The organism is Streptomyces sp. NBC_01320 (assembly GCF_035974375.1).
GTDB classification, from domain to species: domain Bacteria; phylum Actinomycetota; class Actinomycetes; order Streptomycetales; family Streptomycetaceae; genus Streptomyces; species Streptomyces yanii.
The window spans coordinates 6,068,668-6,084,718 of sequence record NZ_CP108390.1; the positions used below are offsets into that span (position 1 = coordinate 6,068,668).

At 69.1% G+C, this 16,051-nt stretch carries 13 protein-coding genes; 11 read left to right on the forward strand and 2 right to left on the reverse strand.

Annotated features, from left to right (window positions below; translation table 11 throughout):
• Positions 1–944 precede the first annotated feature (944 nt).
• Positions 945–1,628, reverse strand: a complete 684-nt coding sequence (locus OG395_RS27610) for a bifunctional DNA primase/polymerase (RefSeq protein ID WP_327245333.1) — start codon at positions 1,626–1,628, stop codon at positions 945–947.
• 475 nt (positions 1,629–2,103) lie between these two features.
• Between OG395_RS27610 and OG395_RS27615 the strand changes: the two genes are divergently transcribed.
• Both OG395_RS27615 and OG395_RS27620 read left to right on the forward strand, forming a co-directional pair.
• On the forward strand, positions 2,104–3,591 hold the full coding sequence (locus OG395_RS27615) for a PP2C family protein-serine/threonine phosphatase (RefSeq protein ID WP_327249478.1): 1,488 nt from the start codon (positions 2,104–2,106) through the stop codon (positions 3,589–3,591).
• Positions 3,592–3,714: 123 nt separating this feature from the next.
• Positions 3,715–5,187, forward strand: coding sequence for an aminopeptidase P family protein (locus OG395_RS27620; RefSeq protein WP_327245334.1), 1,473 nt, complete (start codon positions 3,715–3,717; stop codon positions 5,185–5,187).
• A 40-nt stretch (positions 5,188–5,227) separates the two neighbouring features.
• Here the strand turns inward: OG395_RS27620 and OG395_RS27625 are convergent, their stop codons facing one another.
• Positions 5,228–5,767 (reverse strand): ATP-binding protein, encoded by a 540-nt coding sequence (locus OG395_RS27625; RefSeq protein WP_327245335.1) that lies wholly within the window; start codon positions 5,765–5,767, stop codon positions 5,228–5,230.
• 227 nt (positions 5,768–5,994) lie between these two features.
• Here OG395_RS27625 and OG395_RS27630 point away from each other — a divergent pair, with 227 nt between their 5' ends.
• From OG395_RS27630 to OG395_RS27670, 9 genes are all read left to right on the forward strand, one after another.
• Positions 5,995–6,810, forward strand: a complete 816-nt coding sequence (locus OG395_RS27630; protein WP_327245336.1) for a hypothetical protein — start codon at positions 5,995–5,997, stop codon at positions 6,808–6,810.
• 182 nt (positions 6,811–6,992) lie between these two features.
• Positions 6,993–7,739 (forward strand): YcnI family copper-binding membrane protein, encoded by a 747-nt coding sequence (locus tag OG395_RS27635; protein WP_327245337.1) that lies wholly within the window; start codon positions 6,993–6,995, stop codon positions 7,737–7,739.
• 142 nt (positions 7,740–7,881) lie between these two features.
• Positions 7,882–8,535, forward strand: coding sequence for an SCO family protein (locus OG395_RS27640; protein WP_327245338.1), 654 nt, complete (start codon positions 7,882–7,884; stop codon positions 8,533–8,535).
• The gene (locus tag OG395_RS27645) at positions 8,532–8,981 is read left to right on the forward strand and encodes a copper chaperone PCu(A)C (protein ID WP_327245339.1); all 450 of its coding nucleotides are present in this window, start codon (positions 8,532–8,534) and stop codon (positions 8,979–8,981) included. Before OG395_RS27640 ends, OG395_RS27645 begins: the two co-directional genes overlap by 4 nt.
• Before the next feature lie 14 nt (positions 8,982–8,995).
• Positions 8,996–10,942: a copper resistance CopC/CopD family protein gene (locus OG395_RS27650; RefSeq protein ID WP_327245340.1), complete on the forward strand. Its 1,947-nt coding sequence runs from the start codon at positions 8,996–8,998 to the stop codon at positions 10,940–10,942.
• Between the two features lie 26 nt (positions 10,943–10,968).
• A complete protein-coding gene (efeB, locus tag OG395_RS27655) occupies positions 10,969–12,276 on the forward strand; it encodes an iron uptake transporter deferrochelatase/peroxidase subunit (protein WP_327245341.1) in 1,308 nt (435 codons plus the stop codon).
• 27 nt (positions 12,277–12,303) lie between these two features.
• Entirely contained in the window at positions 12,304–13,239 is a 936-nt protein-coding gene (gene pheA / locus OG395_RS27660) for a prephenate dehydratase (RefSeq protein WP_327245342.1), read from the forward strand.
• A gap of 663 nt (positions 13,240–13,902) precedes the next feature.
• On the forward strand, positions 13,903–15,192 hold the full coding sequence (serS, locus tag OG395_RS27665) for a serine--tRNA ligase (RefSeq protein WP_327245343.1): 1,290 nt from the start codon (positions 13,903–13,905) through the stop codon (positions 15,190–15,192).
• A complete protein-coding gene (locus OG395_RS27670) occupies positions 15,189–15,986 on the forward strand; it encodes an HAD family hydrolase (RefSeq protein ID WP_327245344.1) in 798 nt (265 codons plus the stop codon). The genes serS and OG395_RS27670 overlap by 4 nt, the downstream gene beginning before the upstream one ends.
• Positions 15,987–16,051: the final 65 nt, after the last annotated feature.

The window sequence follows — 16,051 nt, forward strand, 5'->3', positions numbered from 1 at the left end:
GCACAGCACGGCTCACGGAGCGGACGACGCCCGGCGCACAGCAGCCGCGGAGCGGCGTCAACCCGCCGCAGGAGACGCCGGATCGGAACCGGCCCTCAGCAGGAGCGGAGCCTCCACCATCGTCTCCTCTCCCGCGTACTCGGCCACGGCCGTGTACGCGTCGGCGCCTCCGCGCGACGAGCGGCGAGGCGTTTCGCAGACCCCCCGGCTCTTCCTGTGCGTCCACTGTGCTGCGCACTTCGACGGTTCGGCCGCCGGACCCCATCAGGGTCTGTACGGAACGGAGTTCGCCATCCGTCGTATTGCGGTGGGAGCTGCGCGCCCAGGTGTCCCGACCGTCGGTCATGACGCAGGTCTGTGCCTCGAGGCCCTCGGGGGAAATCAGCTCGGGGCCGCAGCGGGCAACGGTCCGCGGGGTGGAACCGGCAGCGCCGGGGCCGGTGGGGCCGGTGGCAACGCCGAATCCGGCAACCTCACCGGCCTCACGGGGGCGGCCAGTATCGGACAGAAGTCCGACACCGGAACTCCTCTCCGAAGATCCCCTTGAGGAAGTGCCCAAAGCGCTCTCCGAACCATTTTCGGAAGGTGCATCAGAAAGCCCGTCGACATCAGACTTTGCATGGGCAGACTTTGCATGGCCGGTCACGGAATCGGGGCTTTCCGTGGGTTAGGCGGAAGCGACGAACGGGAGCACGACGGCGGACACGACCGCACCCGCCGTAACGATCATGCGGAAATTCATGGTGATCCCACCTGCCGGCCGACGGGAATACCTGACGCTAATACCTGACGCTGCGGCGAAGGTATCGGCGTCATGGGGGTTCCCGGGTGGAGCACACCCGCGGACCGCAGAACCCGGATCGGCTCACACCCGAACGAGTGAGCCGATCCGCCCCGGGCCGTCCACCGAACCGCTCGTACGCCGGACCGGACAGCCGCGCCTGTCAGTAAGCGAGCCGGCTGCCGCCGTCGGGAGCACTGGTGCTCGCTTCGACCAGCGCGTCCAGGACGGCTTCGACGTCCGGCAGCCAGGGCGTCGCCGAACCCGGCAGCGGAGCCCGCTCCCAGCGCACCTGTCCCGCACCCACCCCCGACGGGGGAAGGACGAGATAGCCGCCCTCGCCGTGGAAGCGCAGCGAACTGGGCACCCAGTCCTTGGCATGCAACAGCTCACCAAGTCGTTCGAGGGTGTACGGGGCGACCAGCAGCGACCACCGCGTCGGCGTCGCCACCACCGGGCCCAGCCGCATGCCCATGCGGTCGAGCTCGGTCAGCGCCCGGGCACCGGCCACGGCCGGCAGGCTCAGCGCGCACGGGGCACGGCCACCGGTGGCCAGCATGATCGGCGCGGTCGGGCGGTTGTTCCACCACCAGCGCACCATGCACTCGTCGGTGGTCGCCGCGAGGAGACCGGGATCGAAGGGGTGTGCGCCGGGTACGGCGCACTCGGGATCAGGGCAGGCACAGCCGCGGCCACGGTCACCGCGGCCACCGGCTGCGTCCAGTCCCACTCCGGGGAGCACGGGCCACTGCCATGCAGTGGCGCAGGTCAGGGCCGCGTCGAGCTGAGCGGGCCTTGCCTTGCGCCGGAACCGGAGCCTGCGTCGCCTTCCGAGGATCTCGCGCATGAGCGCTCGTTCCTTTCCGTTGAACGCCGAGGGCCACATCACACCACGTGCGCGTCACATCACGTGTGCATTACTTCACCGTGCGTACATGCTCTCTATGTCTGCGGTACGGGGTCACCCGTCGGTACCGAGCGTGAGCCGGGTCGAGCTGAGCCAGGTCCAGCCAAAAGCATGGCGAGGGGCAGCGCGCAGCGCGCCTGCCGTTCCATGGTGCACAACCCCGCCACTCTGGGGTGGGGCGCGGTCGTCGTAGTGAGGACGCCCGGGCTCTCTGCCAGGTTCCGGGGCGACCGGAACTGCCCCTGGTTCCTCACCGATTACGTACCCCGCAGGCCCGGAATGACGCTCCCACCGGGACTTCACCCCGTGGGAACCCCCTGTTGAGCCAGACCCAGTCGACCGCAATTAGCCGCCATAGGGTGCATTTTTTGGCCAACTTGGTGGTCCCATGGACACCACAAATGCCGTAGGGACAATGCTGGACATCGGCTCACTTGTGCGTGTACATGTGGATGCACTGATAGCGGCGCAGAATGACATGGGGGTTTGCGATGCTATTCGACGAAACGCACTGGTCGGAAAGCCGGTTGCCATGAGCGCCCCTCACCTGCCGAAAGTGGCTGGAATCGATCCCATGGTTCCTGTTTCAGCGCACACTGCCGGGCCCCTGGCCAATGTGGCCGCCGCACCGGGAGCCTTCATCCAGGACCGTCTGGCCGGCTGGGTGTCCGACCTCACGACGCTCCATGAACTCACCGAGCGACTGGCCAGAACCAGCACCCTCGACGACGCACTGCACGAACTGCTGAATGCCGGCGCGGCTCTCGTCGGCGCCCGCCGCGGACTGATCGTGTTCGAACCCTCCGACCGTCGCGGCCCGGTCTCCACCATCGGTCTCGGCCTCGCCCATGCCGAGCTCGGGCACATCGAGACGGTGCCGCGCAGCGCCACCTCGTACGGACGGATCCTGGACGGTCTTCCGGCCACCGAAACCCCGTTGACCAGCCCTGACCTCCTCGGCGACGCAAGCGTGGACCCCCGCCACCGCGAGGTCGCCGCCCGGCTCGGATACGCCGCCAGCTACGCCCTGCCGATCACCACCGACGTGACCGGACGACTCGGCGCAGCCGTCTGGCTGTACGACGAGCCCGCCGAGCCGGTGGAGCGTCAACGTCATCTCGTCGGCCTGTACGCCGGGTACGCGAGTGAGCATCTGGCCCGGTTGCTGGAGCTGGAACGGGCCAGGGCCGACGTCGCCACCATCACGGAGGAGCTGCTGCCCGGCCGACTGCCCCGGGTCACCGGCGTACAGCTGGCCGCCCGCCATCGCCCGGCACCCCGCGGCGGTGGTGACTGGTACGACGCGCTGGCGCTGCCGGAGGGCGCACTCGGTCTCGCCGTCGGTTCGGTGGGCGGTTCCGGGCCGAGCGCCCTGGCCGCCATGGGACGGCTGCGGGCAGGTCTGCGGGCGTACGCGGTGATGGAGGGCGAGGATCCGGTCGCCGTCCTGTCCGATCTGGAACTGCTGCTGCGCCTGACCGAACCCACCCGGTCCGCGACCGCGCTCTTCGCCTACTGCGAACCCGCCCGCCACAAGATCCTGCTGGCCGGCGCAGGACACACCCCGCCGCTGGTAATCGGCGACCGGCGCACGGAGTTCGTCGAGACCTCGTTGTCCGCGCCGCTGGGCATGCTTGCCTGCTGGGAAGCGCCGAGCGTGGAAATCGCCCCGGCGCCCGGCGAGACCGTGCTGCTCTACACCGACGGGCTGTTGCGCCGTACCGGCGACTCGATGGACCGGGCGTTCGCACGGCTCCACTCGGCAGCCGCGAGCGTGCCGAGGGCGCTGCGCATCGACGCCGGGTTCGTCGCCGACCATGTCCTGCGGACCGTCCTTCCGGACGGGCTCGACCAGGCCGACGGCACGGAGGACGTCGTAATCCTCGCCGCACGCTTCGACTGAACCGATTCCCGGCCGAGTGATGTCTTCCGGCTTCCGTGTGTAAGAGGTCTTACGGCCCAGGGCCCCCTTCCGTACGCCCGTACGATGGACGAGATCCAGTGTCGTATCAAGGAGAGTCAAGCCGTGTCTGAGGAGCTCATCCCGGAGAACCCGGAGAACCCGGAGACCGAAGAAGCCGAGACGGTCAAGCAGCGGAAGAACGGCCTGTACCCGGGCGTATCCGATGAGCTCGCCGCCGGAATGAAGTCGGGTTGGGCCGACACCGAGCTGCACGGCCTCGAGCCGATCGCGCAGGCCGGTCACACCGCCGACCGCCGTGCCGCACTGTCCGCCCGCTTCCCCGGCGAGCGTCTGGTCATTCCCGCGGGCAACCTGAAGACCCGCGCCAACGACACCGAGTACGCCTTCCGCGCGTCCACCGAGTACGCGTACCTCACCGGCAACCAGACCCAGGACGGTGTGCTCGTCCTGGAGCCGAAGGGCGACGGCCACGAGGCGTCGATCTACCTGCTGCCCCGCTCCAACCGGGAGAACGGCGAGTTCTGGCTCGACGGCCAGGGCGAGCTGTGGGTCGGCCGCCGCCACTCCCTCACCGAGGCGGAGCACCTGCTGGGCATCCCGGCGAAGGATGTGCGCGAGCTCCCGGCCGCGCTGGCCGAGGCCACCGGCCCGGTCCGCAACCTCCGCGGCCACGACGCGGGCATCGACGCCGCGCTCACCGACAAGGTCACCGCGGAGCGCGACGAGGAACTGAAGATCTACCTCTCCGAGGCGCGACTGATCAAGGACGCCTTCGAGACGGCAGAGCTGCAGAAGGCCTGCGACGCCACGGCGCGCGGCTTCGAGGACGTCGTGAAGGTCCTCGACAAGGCCGAGGCCACCAGCGAGCGCTACATCGAGGGAACGTTCTTCCTGCGCGCCCGCGTCGAGGGCAACGACATCGGCTACGGCTCGATCTGCGCGGCCGGCCCGCACGCCACCACCCTGCACTGGGTGCGCAACGACGGCCCCGTGCGCTCCGGCGAGCTGCTGCTCCTCGACGCCGGTGTCGAGACGAACGACCTCTACACCGCCGACGTGACCCGGACCCTTCCCATCAACGGCACGTTCACGCCGCTGCAGCGGAAGATCTACGACGCGGTGTACGAGGCCCAGGAGGCGGGCATCGCCGCCGTCAAGCCGGGCGCGGCCTTCCGCGACTTCCACGACGCCGCGCAGCGCGTACTCGCCGAGAAGCTCGTCGCCTGGGGCCTGCTGGGCGACCTTTCCGTGGAGAAGGTCCTGGAGCTGGGTCTCCAGCGCCGCTGGACCCTGCACGGCACGGGCCACATGCTCGGCATGGACGTCCACGACTGCGCCACCGCTCGCACGGACACGTACGTCAACGGAACGCTGGAGGCCGGCATGTGCCTCACCGTCGAACCGGGCCTGTACTTCCAGGCCGACGACCTCACCGTGCCGGAGGAGTACCGCGGCATCGGCGTCCGGATCGAGGACGACATCCTCGTTACCGAGGACGGCAACCGGAACCTCTCCGACAAGCTGCCGCGCCAGGCCGACGAGATCGAGGCCTGGATGGCCCAGCTCAAGGGCTGACCACCGGGAACCCGCCCCCGAGCGCCGGAGGGCGCCCTGCTCAGGACACCATGAGCAGGGCGCCCTCCCGCCATTTCAGAACCTTGTCGAAGCTCACCACCGCGCCACGACCCGGGCGGTTGCCGAAGTGAACATGGTCGGCGAGCTGCTCGATCAGACAGAGCCCCCGGCCGTCCTCGGCGCCGACGGGCGGCAGGAACTGCTGCTGATGTTGATCCGACTGCGGCTGATCAGCAGTCCGAAGGGCGCACCGCGCGGGAAAGCCGGGCCCCGAGTCGGCGACTTCGATACGGCATTTCTCGCCGTCCAGATACGCGGTGACCCGGTACTGCCCGGAAGCCGAACCGGACTGCTCGTCCCAGGCATCCCACGTGTCCCATGGGGCCCCGGGGGCGCCGACGTCTCTCCGGTCCCCGCCGTGCTCGACGGCATTCGCACATGCTTCGCTGAGCGCGACCGACAGATCGAAGGAGATGTCCGGATCCACGCCGGCGGTCTCCATGGTGCCGAGCAGGAAACGACGGGCGAGCGGAACGCTCGCAGCTTCGCGCCGCAAATGGAGTGACCACCAGATGCTCATGCTCCAGCCTCCTGGCTGCGGCTCGACATACCGATACGTATTGCCGCACCGGGCGGTTCGTAAGCACAGACCCGATGTGAAACAGCTCATTCGGCGGATACCCGCACTTGGTGCACCCGTGTATGCCAGGCCCGACAGCAGGAACGCCGCGCACTCAATCGGGCGGAAGGCGACCTTCCGGACCTGCCGTACCGATTCCCGGGACGCAGTGCGATGATGGCCCGGCCATGTCTACGCCTGTCGCACGCGCCGGAGCCGGTCTGCGGCTCCTGAGGACCGCGGTGTTCACCGCGGTCTGTGTCGCGTTGTCCGCGGCAGGGCACGCACTGGCCTCCTGCGCGAGCGTCCCCTGGTGGACGCTGCTCGCAGGCTTCCTCGGAGTCTTCGCGCTGGTGGTGACGCTAGCCGGACGCGAGCGTTCCCTGCCGTCCATCGCCGCCGCCCTGGCCGGTGGACAGCTCGCCCTGCACACCCTGTTCGGGCTGGGCACGCACAGCACGTCCGGTACGCCGGCAGCGACGGGCGACGGCTCCCTGATCCGGTTCGCCGCAAGCCTGGTGTGCGGCGCCGGACCGGCGCAGCTGAACGCCGCCGAAGCCCACCGCATCGTCAGCGACGCGGGCATCGATCCGGCGACGGTGACAGGCATGGACCATCAGTCGATGGCCGCCGCCGGAACGGACCCGACCACCCTCGCCGGGCTGCTCCCGGGAATGCTGCCCAGCCTGCCCATGGTGCTCGGCCATCTGCTGGCCGCGCTCGCCACGGGCTGGCTGCTGCGGCGCGGCGAGATCGCCTTGTTCAAGCTGACCAGGCTTTCCGCGCACGGCGCCCAGCAACTCGCGGCCGAGGCCCGGTTGCGCGCGCTGCGGGCCGCGCTCGTTCTCGTACGAACGCTGCGGACCGGTCTCCCGGTTGAGGCAGCGACCGGGCCGCGCACCCCCCGCACGACAGCCGACGCACCGGCTCCGGTCACCGGCGATCCACTGCAGCACCAGGTGATCAGGCGCGGGCCTCCGTCCGTATTCACCCTCGCAGCCTGACGCGACGCCCTCCGCTCGTGGCACGCACGAACCGTTCTGCGGTCATCACCCGGCCCACGCCCGGTGGCGCCCGCCCGGCACCGTGCACGCACGCCGCACGTGAGGAAGAGGTGTCGCGACGCCGTCGCGCACCTGTGCGGCGGACCACCTTTCCTTCGTGCTTCTGTGGAGTGATTCCTGCCATGAACCTTTCCCGCATCGCCGTGGTCGGCGGCGTCGCCGCGTCCACCGTGCTGATCCTCGCCGGTACCGCCTCCGCGCACGTCAGCGTGCAACCGCAGGGCGAGGCAGCCAAGGGTGGCTACGCCACGATCAACTTCAAGGTCCCCAACGAGCGGGACGACGCCTCGACAATCAAGCTCGAGGTCAACTTCCCGACCGATCACCCGCTGGCCTCCGTGATGCCGCAGCCGGTGCCCGGCTGGAAGATCGACGTCACCAGGAGCAAGCTGGCGAAGCCGCTGGACATGCACGGCCAGAAGATCAACGAGGCCGTCTCCAAGGTCACCTGGACCGCCGAGGGCAGCAAGAACGACCTCGGCATCCGCCCGGGCGAATTCCAGCAGTTCCCGCTCTCCGTCGGCCAGCTCCCCGAGGACGCCGACCAGCTGGTCTTCAAGGCCATTCAGACGTACGACAACAAGGATGTCGTCCGCTGGATCGAGGAGCAGAAGGACGGCGCCGAGGAGCCCGAGAGCCCGGCGCCGGTCCTCAAGCTGACCGCCGCGACCACCGACGAGCACGGCAGCACCGCCGACGACAAGAGCGGGGCGGCGACCGCCGACGAGGCGAAGGACAAGAACACGGAGGCTGCTTCCGCCTCGTCCTCCAGTGACACCACCGCTCGTGTCCTCGGGGTGGTCGGCATCGTCATCGGCATCGCGGGGGTGGCCTTCGGCGTCCTCGCAGGCCGCCGCCGCACCGCCTGAGACCCCCGGCGCCTTCTTTCGGATCAGGCCGCTCTCCGGACCGGACCGCAGACGCGCGGTCCCGGTCACACGGGCTCGGCCTGATCCGGAAGAGGGCCCGGAGACCCACCGTTTTCACCGACCCACCAGGAATCAGCGATCCATGCGTAAGAAGACTGTGCTGGTTGCGGCGTTCGTCGCCGCGGCCGCACTCACCCTGTCGGCCTGCGGCAGCAGCGACGACAGCGCCGGGAAACCCATCGCCGATGTCTCCGCCGAGGCGAAGACCAAGGCCGCGACGGTGCTCGACCAGCCGTTCACCAAGCCGAATCTCGTCCTGACCGACACCCACGGCAAGAAGTACGACCTGCGTGAGCAGACCAAGGGCAGGCCGACGCTCATCTACTTCGGCTACACCAACTGCCCCGATGTCTGCCCGCTGATCATGAGCAACATCGCCATCGCCAAGAAGTCCCTGCCCAAGGCCGACCAGGACAAGCTCCGGGTCGTCTTCGTCACCACCGACCCCGAGCGGGACACCCCGTCCTCGCTGGGCAGCTGGCTCAAGGCCCAGGACGCCTCCTTCATCGGCCTCACCGGCGACTTCCCGACCATCCAGGCGGGCGCACGCGAGATCGGCATCGGCATCGACCCGCCGAAGAAGGAGAAGGACGGCACGGTCGTCTCGATGCACGGGTCGCAGGTCATCGCGTTCTCCCCGAAGACCGACAAGGGGTACGTGCTGTACAGCGAAGACACCTCGCCCGACGACTACACCAAGGACCTCCCCAAGATCATCAAGGGGGAGACTCCGTGAACCGCCGCACCACCCTCGCCGGCGCCCTGGCCCTCACCACCGGGCTGGCGCTTGCGGGATGCTCGACCTCGGACAGCAAGCCCGAGCTGAAGGTGACCGGCGCGTTCATGCCGCAGCCCGTCAGCGACATGGCGGCGGGCTTCCTCGTCGTACGGAACAGCGGCGGCAGCTCCGACCGGCTCACGTCGGTCACCAGCCCGCTCTCGGACCACGTCACGATCCACAAGACGAAGAACCAGACGATGCGCATGGTGACGTCCTTCGAGGTGCCCGCCGACGGCGAGCTGGATCTGGAGCGCGGCGGGAGCCACATCATGTTCGCCGCGCTCAAGGAGAGGCCCAAGCAGGGCGAGACGGTGACCGTGGAGCTGCACTTCGAGAAGGCCGATCCCATCACGGTCGACCTTCCCGTGAAGGAGACCACCTACAACCCGAAGAAGCAGTGAGGGACTGACACACCATGACAGCCACCGCCCCGCACTTCGGGCCGCCCCCGTCCGTGCCCCCGATGCGCCGGCCACTCGCCGCGGCCGCACTCCTCGCCACGCTCGTCACCATGGTGGCGGGCCTACTGCTGGGCGGCGCGGCACCCGCGTCCGCACATGCCGCGCTCACCGGGAGCGATCCGCAGGACGGGGCGGTGGTCGCCACCGCACCCAAGGAGATCACGCTCACCTTCTCCGAGCAGGTCGCCATGGGCGACGGTTCCATTCGGGTCCTGGACCCCGGCGGCAAGCGCGCCGACACCGGTGCGGCTCCGCGTGATCTCCAGACCGGCTCCACAGTGAAGTACGGCGTCACGCTCCACTCCGGGTTGCCCGACGGTACGTACACCGTGGCCTGGCAGGCTGTCTCCGCGGACAGTCACCCGGTCTCCGGTGCCTTCACCTTCTCCATCGGCGCCCCCTCGGAGACCACCGTCGCCCTCCCGTCGGGCGAGGCCGGCGGTGGCCTGGTCGGCGCGCTCTACGGCATCGCGCGGTACGCCGCGTACGCCGGGTTCATCGTGCTGGCCGGTGGCGCGGCCTTCGTCCTGGCCTGCTGGCAGCGCGGGGCGGGCGCGCGCCCGCTGCAGCGTCTGGTCGTGCGCGGCTGGCTGACCCTCACCGCGGCCACCCTGGCCATGCTGTTGCTGCGGAGCCCGTACACCGGCTCCGGGAAGCTCGCGGACGCCTTCGACCTGGACGGCCTGAAGGCCGTGCTCGACACCAAGCCCGGGGCCGCGTTGGTCTCACGGCTGCTGCTGCTCGGAGCTGCCGCGCTCTTCATCGCCGTCCTGTTCGGGGGGTACGCGAAGCGCGAGAACGAGCGGGAGAAGAAGGACCTCACGTTCGGACTGGCCATCGGCGGCGCGGTCATCGCCGCCGGGATCGCCGGGACGTGGGCGCTCGCCGAGCACGCCTCGACCGGGATCCAACCCGGCATCGCCATGCCGGTCGACGTGCTGCATCTGCTCGCCGTCGCCGCCTGGCTGGGCGGACTCGCGGCGCTCCTGGTCGCGCTGTACCGGACGCCGGACATCGGAGCCACGGCGGTACGGCGCTTCTCCCGTATCGCGTTCGGCAGCGTGCTCGTGCTCACCGCGACCGGGCTCTACCAGTCCTGGCGCCAGGTGGGCTCCTGGTCCGCGCTCACGGGCACGGGGTACGGGCAGTTGCTGCTCGTGAAGGTGGGACTCGTCGCCGTACTGGTCGGGGTCGCATGGATCTCACGGCGATGGACGGCTCGGCTGGCCGAGGTCCCGACCGAGGCCGGGACCGCAGTGGACCCCCAGATGGACGCGGATGCCTTCGCCGAGGTGGAGAGCGAACCCGTGGACGAGTCCGAGGACCCGTCACGGGCCGCCCAGCTCGCCCGGCAGAAAGCCGCTGTGGCCACCGCCACGAAGAAGCGGATGCGCGATGCCGACCCCGAGCGGTCCGGACTCCGCCGCTCCGTGCTGGCGGAAGTGGGTGTCGCGGTGGCGCTGTTGGCAGTGACGACCGTACTGACCTCGACCGAACCGGGACGCACCGAGGAGGAAGCGGCCCGCGCCTCGACCGCAGCATCCGCGCCCACGACCGAAGGACCCGTCACGCTGAGCCTGCCGTTCGACACCGGAGGCCGGAACGGCAAGGGCACGGTCCGGATGGACATCGACCCCGGCCGCACCGGCGCCAACGGGCTCCACCTCTGGATCGACGGACCCGACGGACAGCCCATGGACGTCCCCGAGGTGAAACTCGCCTTCACCCTGAAGTCCAAGAACATCGGGCCACTGCCCGTCCTCCCCGACCGGCTCACCGAGGGGCACTGGACGGCGAGCGGCATCCAGATCCCGATGGCGGGCGACTGGAAGGTCGCGGTGACGGTCCGTACGTCGGACATCGATCAGACCACCATCGGCAAGAACATGAAGATCGGCTGAGCGGGATCGTGAGCACAGACAGCAACGTGAGCACAGACAGCAAGAAGAGCGGAAACAAGGGGGGCTCCACCGGCGAGATCTCCCGGCGGCGGTTGCTCGGCAGCGTGGGTGCGGCCGGTGCGACCGGACTGGTGCTGGGCTCGACGGGTGGTGCGATCGGTTATGCCACGGCACGCCCCGACGAGCCGACAGCACTGACGACGGTCGGCTCGACCGAGGAACTGTTTCACGGGAAACATCAACCGGGGATCACCACTCCGCTTCAAGCACGTGGCCATCTCATCGCCTTCGACCTGGCACCCGGCACCGGGCGGAAGGAAGCCGCCGCCCTGATGCGCCGCTGGTCGGCCGTGGCCCAGCGCCTGATGGCCGGCGAACCCACCAGTGGGGGCAGCGCGGACGGCACGACACACGACACCGGGATCGCGCTGGACGCCGGACCGTCCTCGCTGACCGTCACCTTCGGCTTCGGCCGCACCTTCTTCGAACGCACGGGCCTGGTGGCTCATCGGCCGCCGGGGCTGGACCCACTGCCGCCGTTCTCCTCCGACCGGCTCGACTCCAAGCGCTCGGACGGGGACCTCTGGGTGCAGATCGGTGCCGACGATGCTCTCGTCGCCTTCCACGCACTGCGCGCCATCCAGAAGGAGGCCGCCACGACGGCTGGGGTCCGCTGGCAGATGAACGGTTTCAACCGCACCCCCGGCGCCACGGCCGCGCCGGCAACCGCCCGCAATCTGATGGGACAGATCGACGGCACCGGGAACCCGAAACCCTCGGAGAGCGACTTCGACCGGCGCATCTTCGTACCGTCTCAGCCGAAAACGGGCGACGAGGCGAAGTACGCCTGGCTGGCCGGTGGCTCCTACGCGGTCGTACGGCGGATCCGGATGCTGCTCGACGACTGGGAGAAACTCCCGGTGGCGCAGCAGGAGCGGGTCATAGGGCGGCGCAAGTCGGATGGCGCGCCGCTGAGCGGTGGCACCGAGACCACCCCGATGGACCTCGACAAGGCGGGCCCCGACGGCAAGCTGCTGATCCCGGACAACGCCCACGCCCGGGTCTCCTCCCCCGAGCGGAACAGTGGGGCTGCAATGCTGCGGCGCCCCTTCTCGTACCACGACGGCATCGCGGCCGACGGCACTGCCGACGCCGGGCTGCTGTTCATCTGCTGGCAGGCGGATCCGCTGAAGGGATTCGTGCCGGTGCAGCGCAAGCTCGACCGGGGCGATGCGCTGTCGCCGTTCGTCCGGCACGAGGCGAGCGGCCTCTTCGCAGTGCCGGGCGGTGCGGCGAAAGGGGAATACGTGGGGCAGCGACTCCTGGAGTCCTGAGCGGGCAAGGCGCATTAGGGTGACGGTATGTCCGCCACGCGCTACGCCTATCTCGGTCCCGAAGGCACCTTCACCGAGGTCGCCCTCCGTACGCTCCCGGAAGCCGCCACTCGTGAGCTTGTCCCGATGGTCTCCGTACCGGCGGCTCTGGACGCGGTACGGAGCGGGGCTGCCGCGGCAGCACTCGTACCGATCGAGAACTCCGTCGAGGGCGGCATCACCGCGACCCTCGACGAGCTGACGACCGGCGAACCGCTGATGATCTACCGCGAGGTGCTGCTCTCCATCACCTTTGCGCTGCTCGTGCGGCCCGGCACCAAGCTGTCCGACGTCAAGACGGTCACCGCGCACCCGGCCGCGCAGCCGCAGGTACGCAACTGGATGGCGGCCCATCTGCCGGAGGCCGTGTGGGAGTCGGCCGCATCCAACGCGGACGGTGCGCGCCTGGTGCAGGAGGGGCGGTACGACGCCGCCTTCGCCGGCGAGTTCGCGGCGGCCACCTACGGTCTCGAACCGCTGGTGACGGAGATCCACGACGCGGAGAACGCGCAGACGCGCTTCGTGCTGGTGGGGCGCCCTGCCCGGCCCGCGGCGCCGACCGGCGCGGACAAGACGTCGGTGGTCATCTGGCTGGGCGACGACCACCCCGGCGCACTGCTTGAACTCCTCCAGGAATTCATGGTGCGCGGGGTGAACCTGATGCTGATCCAGTCGCGGCCGACCGGCGCGGGCATCGGGAACTACTGCTTTGCGGTCGACGCCGAGGGCCACATCGCGGACCGTCGCGTGGGGGAGGCGCTGATGGGGCTGAAGCGGATCTGCCCGAAGGTGCGGTTCCTCGGCTCGTATCCGCGTGCCGGGGTGGCGCCGGAGGACGTGCGACCGCTGCGCGACGGGACGTCGGACAGGGAGTTCACGGACGCGTCGGACTGGCTGGCCCGGGTCCAGGACGGCCGCGCCTGACCGGGAACCGGACGATCGGGCTGATGGCCTTGCGTGACGGCCGGGGCTGACGACGTGTCCCGACGCCTGGGCCGATAGAGGGGTTGGCGTCCCTGGAACCGCTGCGTGCGCACACCACCGGTATTACCTGCCGATTTTCACAATCCACAAGAGTTATCCACAAGGCCGGTTCTCGGCCTGGGGACAAGTCGACACCGCAATACGACATGGTCGACAAATCGCCCCACTCGCCCACATCCGCCCACGGAACCGCAGGCCGCCCGTGTCACCTCAATTCCATTGATCAACTCCTTAGGGCGATGAATTCCCACCCGAATGAGTGTGTGAAGTGAGTTTGAACGGGGAACCCATGACCCCTCATGCGGCTTTCGGAATGATCTCTTCCTGTGTCCACAGATCTCCCCCACAGCCTGTGGATAACCCCGATGGACTCCCCATCCCTGTGGACAAGCGTCCTCAACTTCCCTTGCGCGCATGACTGATGCGTCAAGGGCGAAAGCCCTTTCTGCCCCATTTAGGGGAATAGGGTCCCCCTATTGACGACCGGGATCGATCGCGGGCGATAATTTTCCTCCCTTTTGCCAATTCCGGCAATTCGGGCAAAGTGACACGCTTGGCAATATCGGTTCGAGCTACGGAAGCGCACACCGGTAGCCTGGAGGGGTGATTGACCTTCGCCTGCTCCGTGAGGACCCCGACCGTGTTCGCGCCTCCCAGCGCGCCCGTGGAGAAGACGTCGCGCTCGTCGACGCCCTTCTCTCCGCCGACGAGCGGCGCAGGTCGTCCGGTGTCCGCTTCGACGAACTCCGTTCCGAGCAGAAATCGCTCGGAAAGCTCATCCCCAAGGCTTCTCCCGAGGAGCGCACCAAGCTGCTCAAGAGGGCCGAGCAGCTGAAGGCCGACGTCAAGGCTGCCGACGCGGCGCAGGACGAGGCCGACGCTGAGGCCAAGAGCCTGCTGCTGCAGCTCGGCAACATCGTCCACGAGGACGTGCCGGTCGGTGGCGAGGAGGACTTCGTCGTCCTGGAGACGCACGGCACCATCCGCGACTTCGGTGCCGAGGGCTTCGAACCCAAGGACCACCTGGAACTCGGCGAGGCGCTCGGCGCGATCGACATGGAGCGCGGCGCCAAGGTGTCCGGCTCACGTTTCTACTATCTGACGGGTGTCGGCGCGCTGCTGGAGCTCGCTCTCGTCAACGCCGCGATCGCGCAGGCCACCGAGGCCGGGTTCGTCCCCATGCTGACCCCCGCCCTGGTCCGGCCGCGCGCCATGGAGGGCACCGGCTTCCTCGGCCAGGCCGCGGAGAACGTGTACCACCTGGAGAAGGACGACTACTACCTGGTCGGCACCTCCGAGGTCCCGCTCGCCGCGTACCACATGGACGAGATCATCGACGCGGACAAACTGCCGCTCCGCTACGCGGGCTTCTCGCCGTGCTTCCGCCGCGAGGCCGGTACGTACGGCAAGGACACCCGAGGCATCTTCCGCGTCCACCAGTTCGACAAGGTCGAGATGTTCTCGTACGTCGACCCGGCGGACGCCGAGGCAGAGCACCGGCGTCTCCTGGACTGGGAGAAGCAGTGGCTCACCGGCCTCGAGCTGCCGTTCCAGGTGATCGACGTGGCCACCGGCGACCTGGGGGCCTCGGCCTCCCGGAAGTTCGACTGCGAGGCGTGGATCCCGACCCAGGGCAAGTACCGCGAGCTGACGTCCGCATCGAACTGCGACGGTTTCCAGGCGCGCCGCCTCTCCGTCCGGATGCGCGACACCCGCGACGGCAAGAAGGTCCTCCAGCCGCTCGCCACGCTGAACGGCACGCTCTGCGCCGTACCTCGCACGATCGTGGCGATCCTGGAGAACCACCAGCTGGCCGACGGTTCGGTACGCGTGCCCGAGGTGCTCCGTCCGTACCTGGGCGGGCGCGAGGTCCTGGAACCGGTTGCCAGGTGACCTTTCCGTACAAGCTCGTTGCCACCGACCTCGACGGGACGCTGCTGCGTAACGACGACACGGTCTCCGGGCGCACCCGCGCGGCACTGGCCGCCGCCACCGCGGCCGGCGCCGCGCACATCATCGTCACCGGGCGGGCTGTCCCGTGGACCCGGCACATCCTGGACGACCTGGGCTACCAGGGCATTGCGGTCTGCGGCCAGGGCGCGCAGGTCTACCACGCGGGCGAGCACAAGCTGCTGACGTCGCTGACGCTGGACCGCCAGCTCGCCGGCCTCGCCCTCTCCAAGATCGAGGCGGAGGTCGGGCCGCTGGCGCTGGCGGCGAGCCGCGACGGCCTCGACGGTGAGGTGCTGGTCGGCCCCGGCTACCGCGTACAGGAAGGGCCCCTGCCTGCCGTCTTCGTGAAGGACACGATGGAGATGTGGTCAGCGCCCCTGAACAAGGTCTACATCCAGCACCCGGAACTCGACGACGACGCACTGGCGAACGCAGCGCGTGGGGCCGTCGGCAACCTGGTGAACGTGGTCATGGCGGGCCCGGGTGTGGTGGAGATCCTGCCGCTGGGGCTGAGCAAGGCGACCGGGCTCTCGCTGGCGGCGCGCCGGCTGGGTGTGAAGGCGGCGGACACGCTCGCCTTCGGTGACATGCCGAATGACATCCCGATGTTCGCGTGGGCGCAGCACGGGGTGGCGATGGCCAACGCGCATGACGACCTGAAGGCCGTCGCGCACGAGATCACCGCCTCGAACGAGGACGACGGCATCGCTGTGGTGCTGGAGCAGCTGCTCTAGGCAGCTCCTCGGTCCGCGCGAACAAGGAGGATCACGGGCTGGGTGCAGGCATGCGCCCGGCCCGT

Coding starts and splice junctions, on each gene's coding strand:
- OG395_RS27635 (WP_327245337.1), top strand. CDS start 6,993: ATGAACCTTTCCCGCATCGCCGTGGTCGGCGGCGTCGCCGCGTCCACC.
- OG395_RS27610 (WP_327245333.1), bottom strand. CDS start 1,628: ATGCGCGAGATCCTCGGAAGGCGACGCAGGCTCCGGTTCCGGCGCAAG.
- OG395_RS27630 (WP_327245336.1), top strand. CDS start 5,995: ATGTCTACGCCTGTCGCACGCGCCGGAGCCGGTCTGCGGCTCCTGAGG.
- OG395_RS27650 (WP_327245340.1), top strand. CDS start 8,996: ATGACAGCCACCGCCCCGCACTTCGGGCCGCCCCCGTCCGTGCCCCCG.
- OG395_RS27615 (WP_327249478.1), top strand. CDS start 2,104: ATGCTGGACATCGGCTCACTTGTGCGTGTACATGTGGATGCACTGATA.
- pheA (WP_327245342.1), top strand. CDS start 12,304: ATGTCCGCCACGCGCTACGCCTATCTCGGTCCCGAAGGCACCTTCACC.
- OG395_RS27625 (WP_327245335.1), bottom strand. CDS start 5,767: ATGAGCATCTGGTGGTCACTCCATTTGCGGCGCGAAGCTGCGAGCGTT.
- OG395_RS27640 (WP_327245338.1), top strand. CDS start 7,882: ATGCGTAAGAAGACTGTGCTGGTTGCGGCGTTCGTCGCCGCGGCCGCA.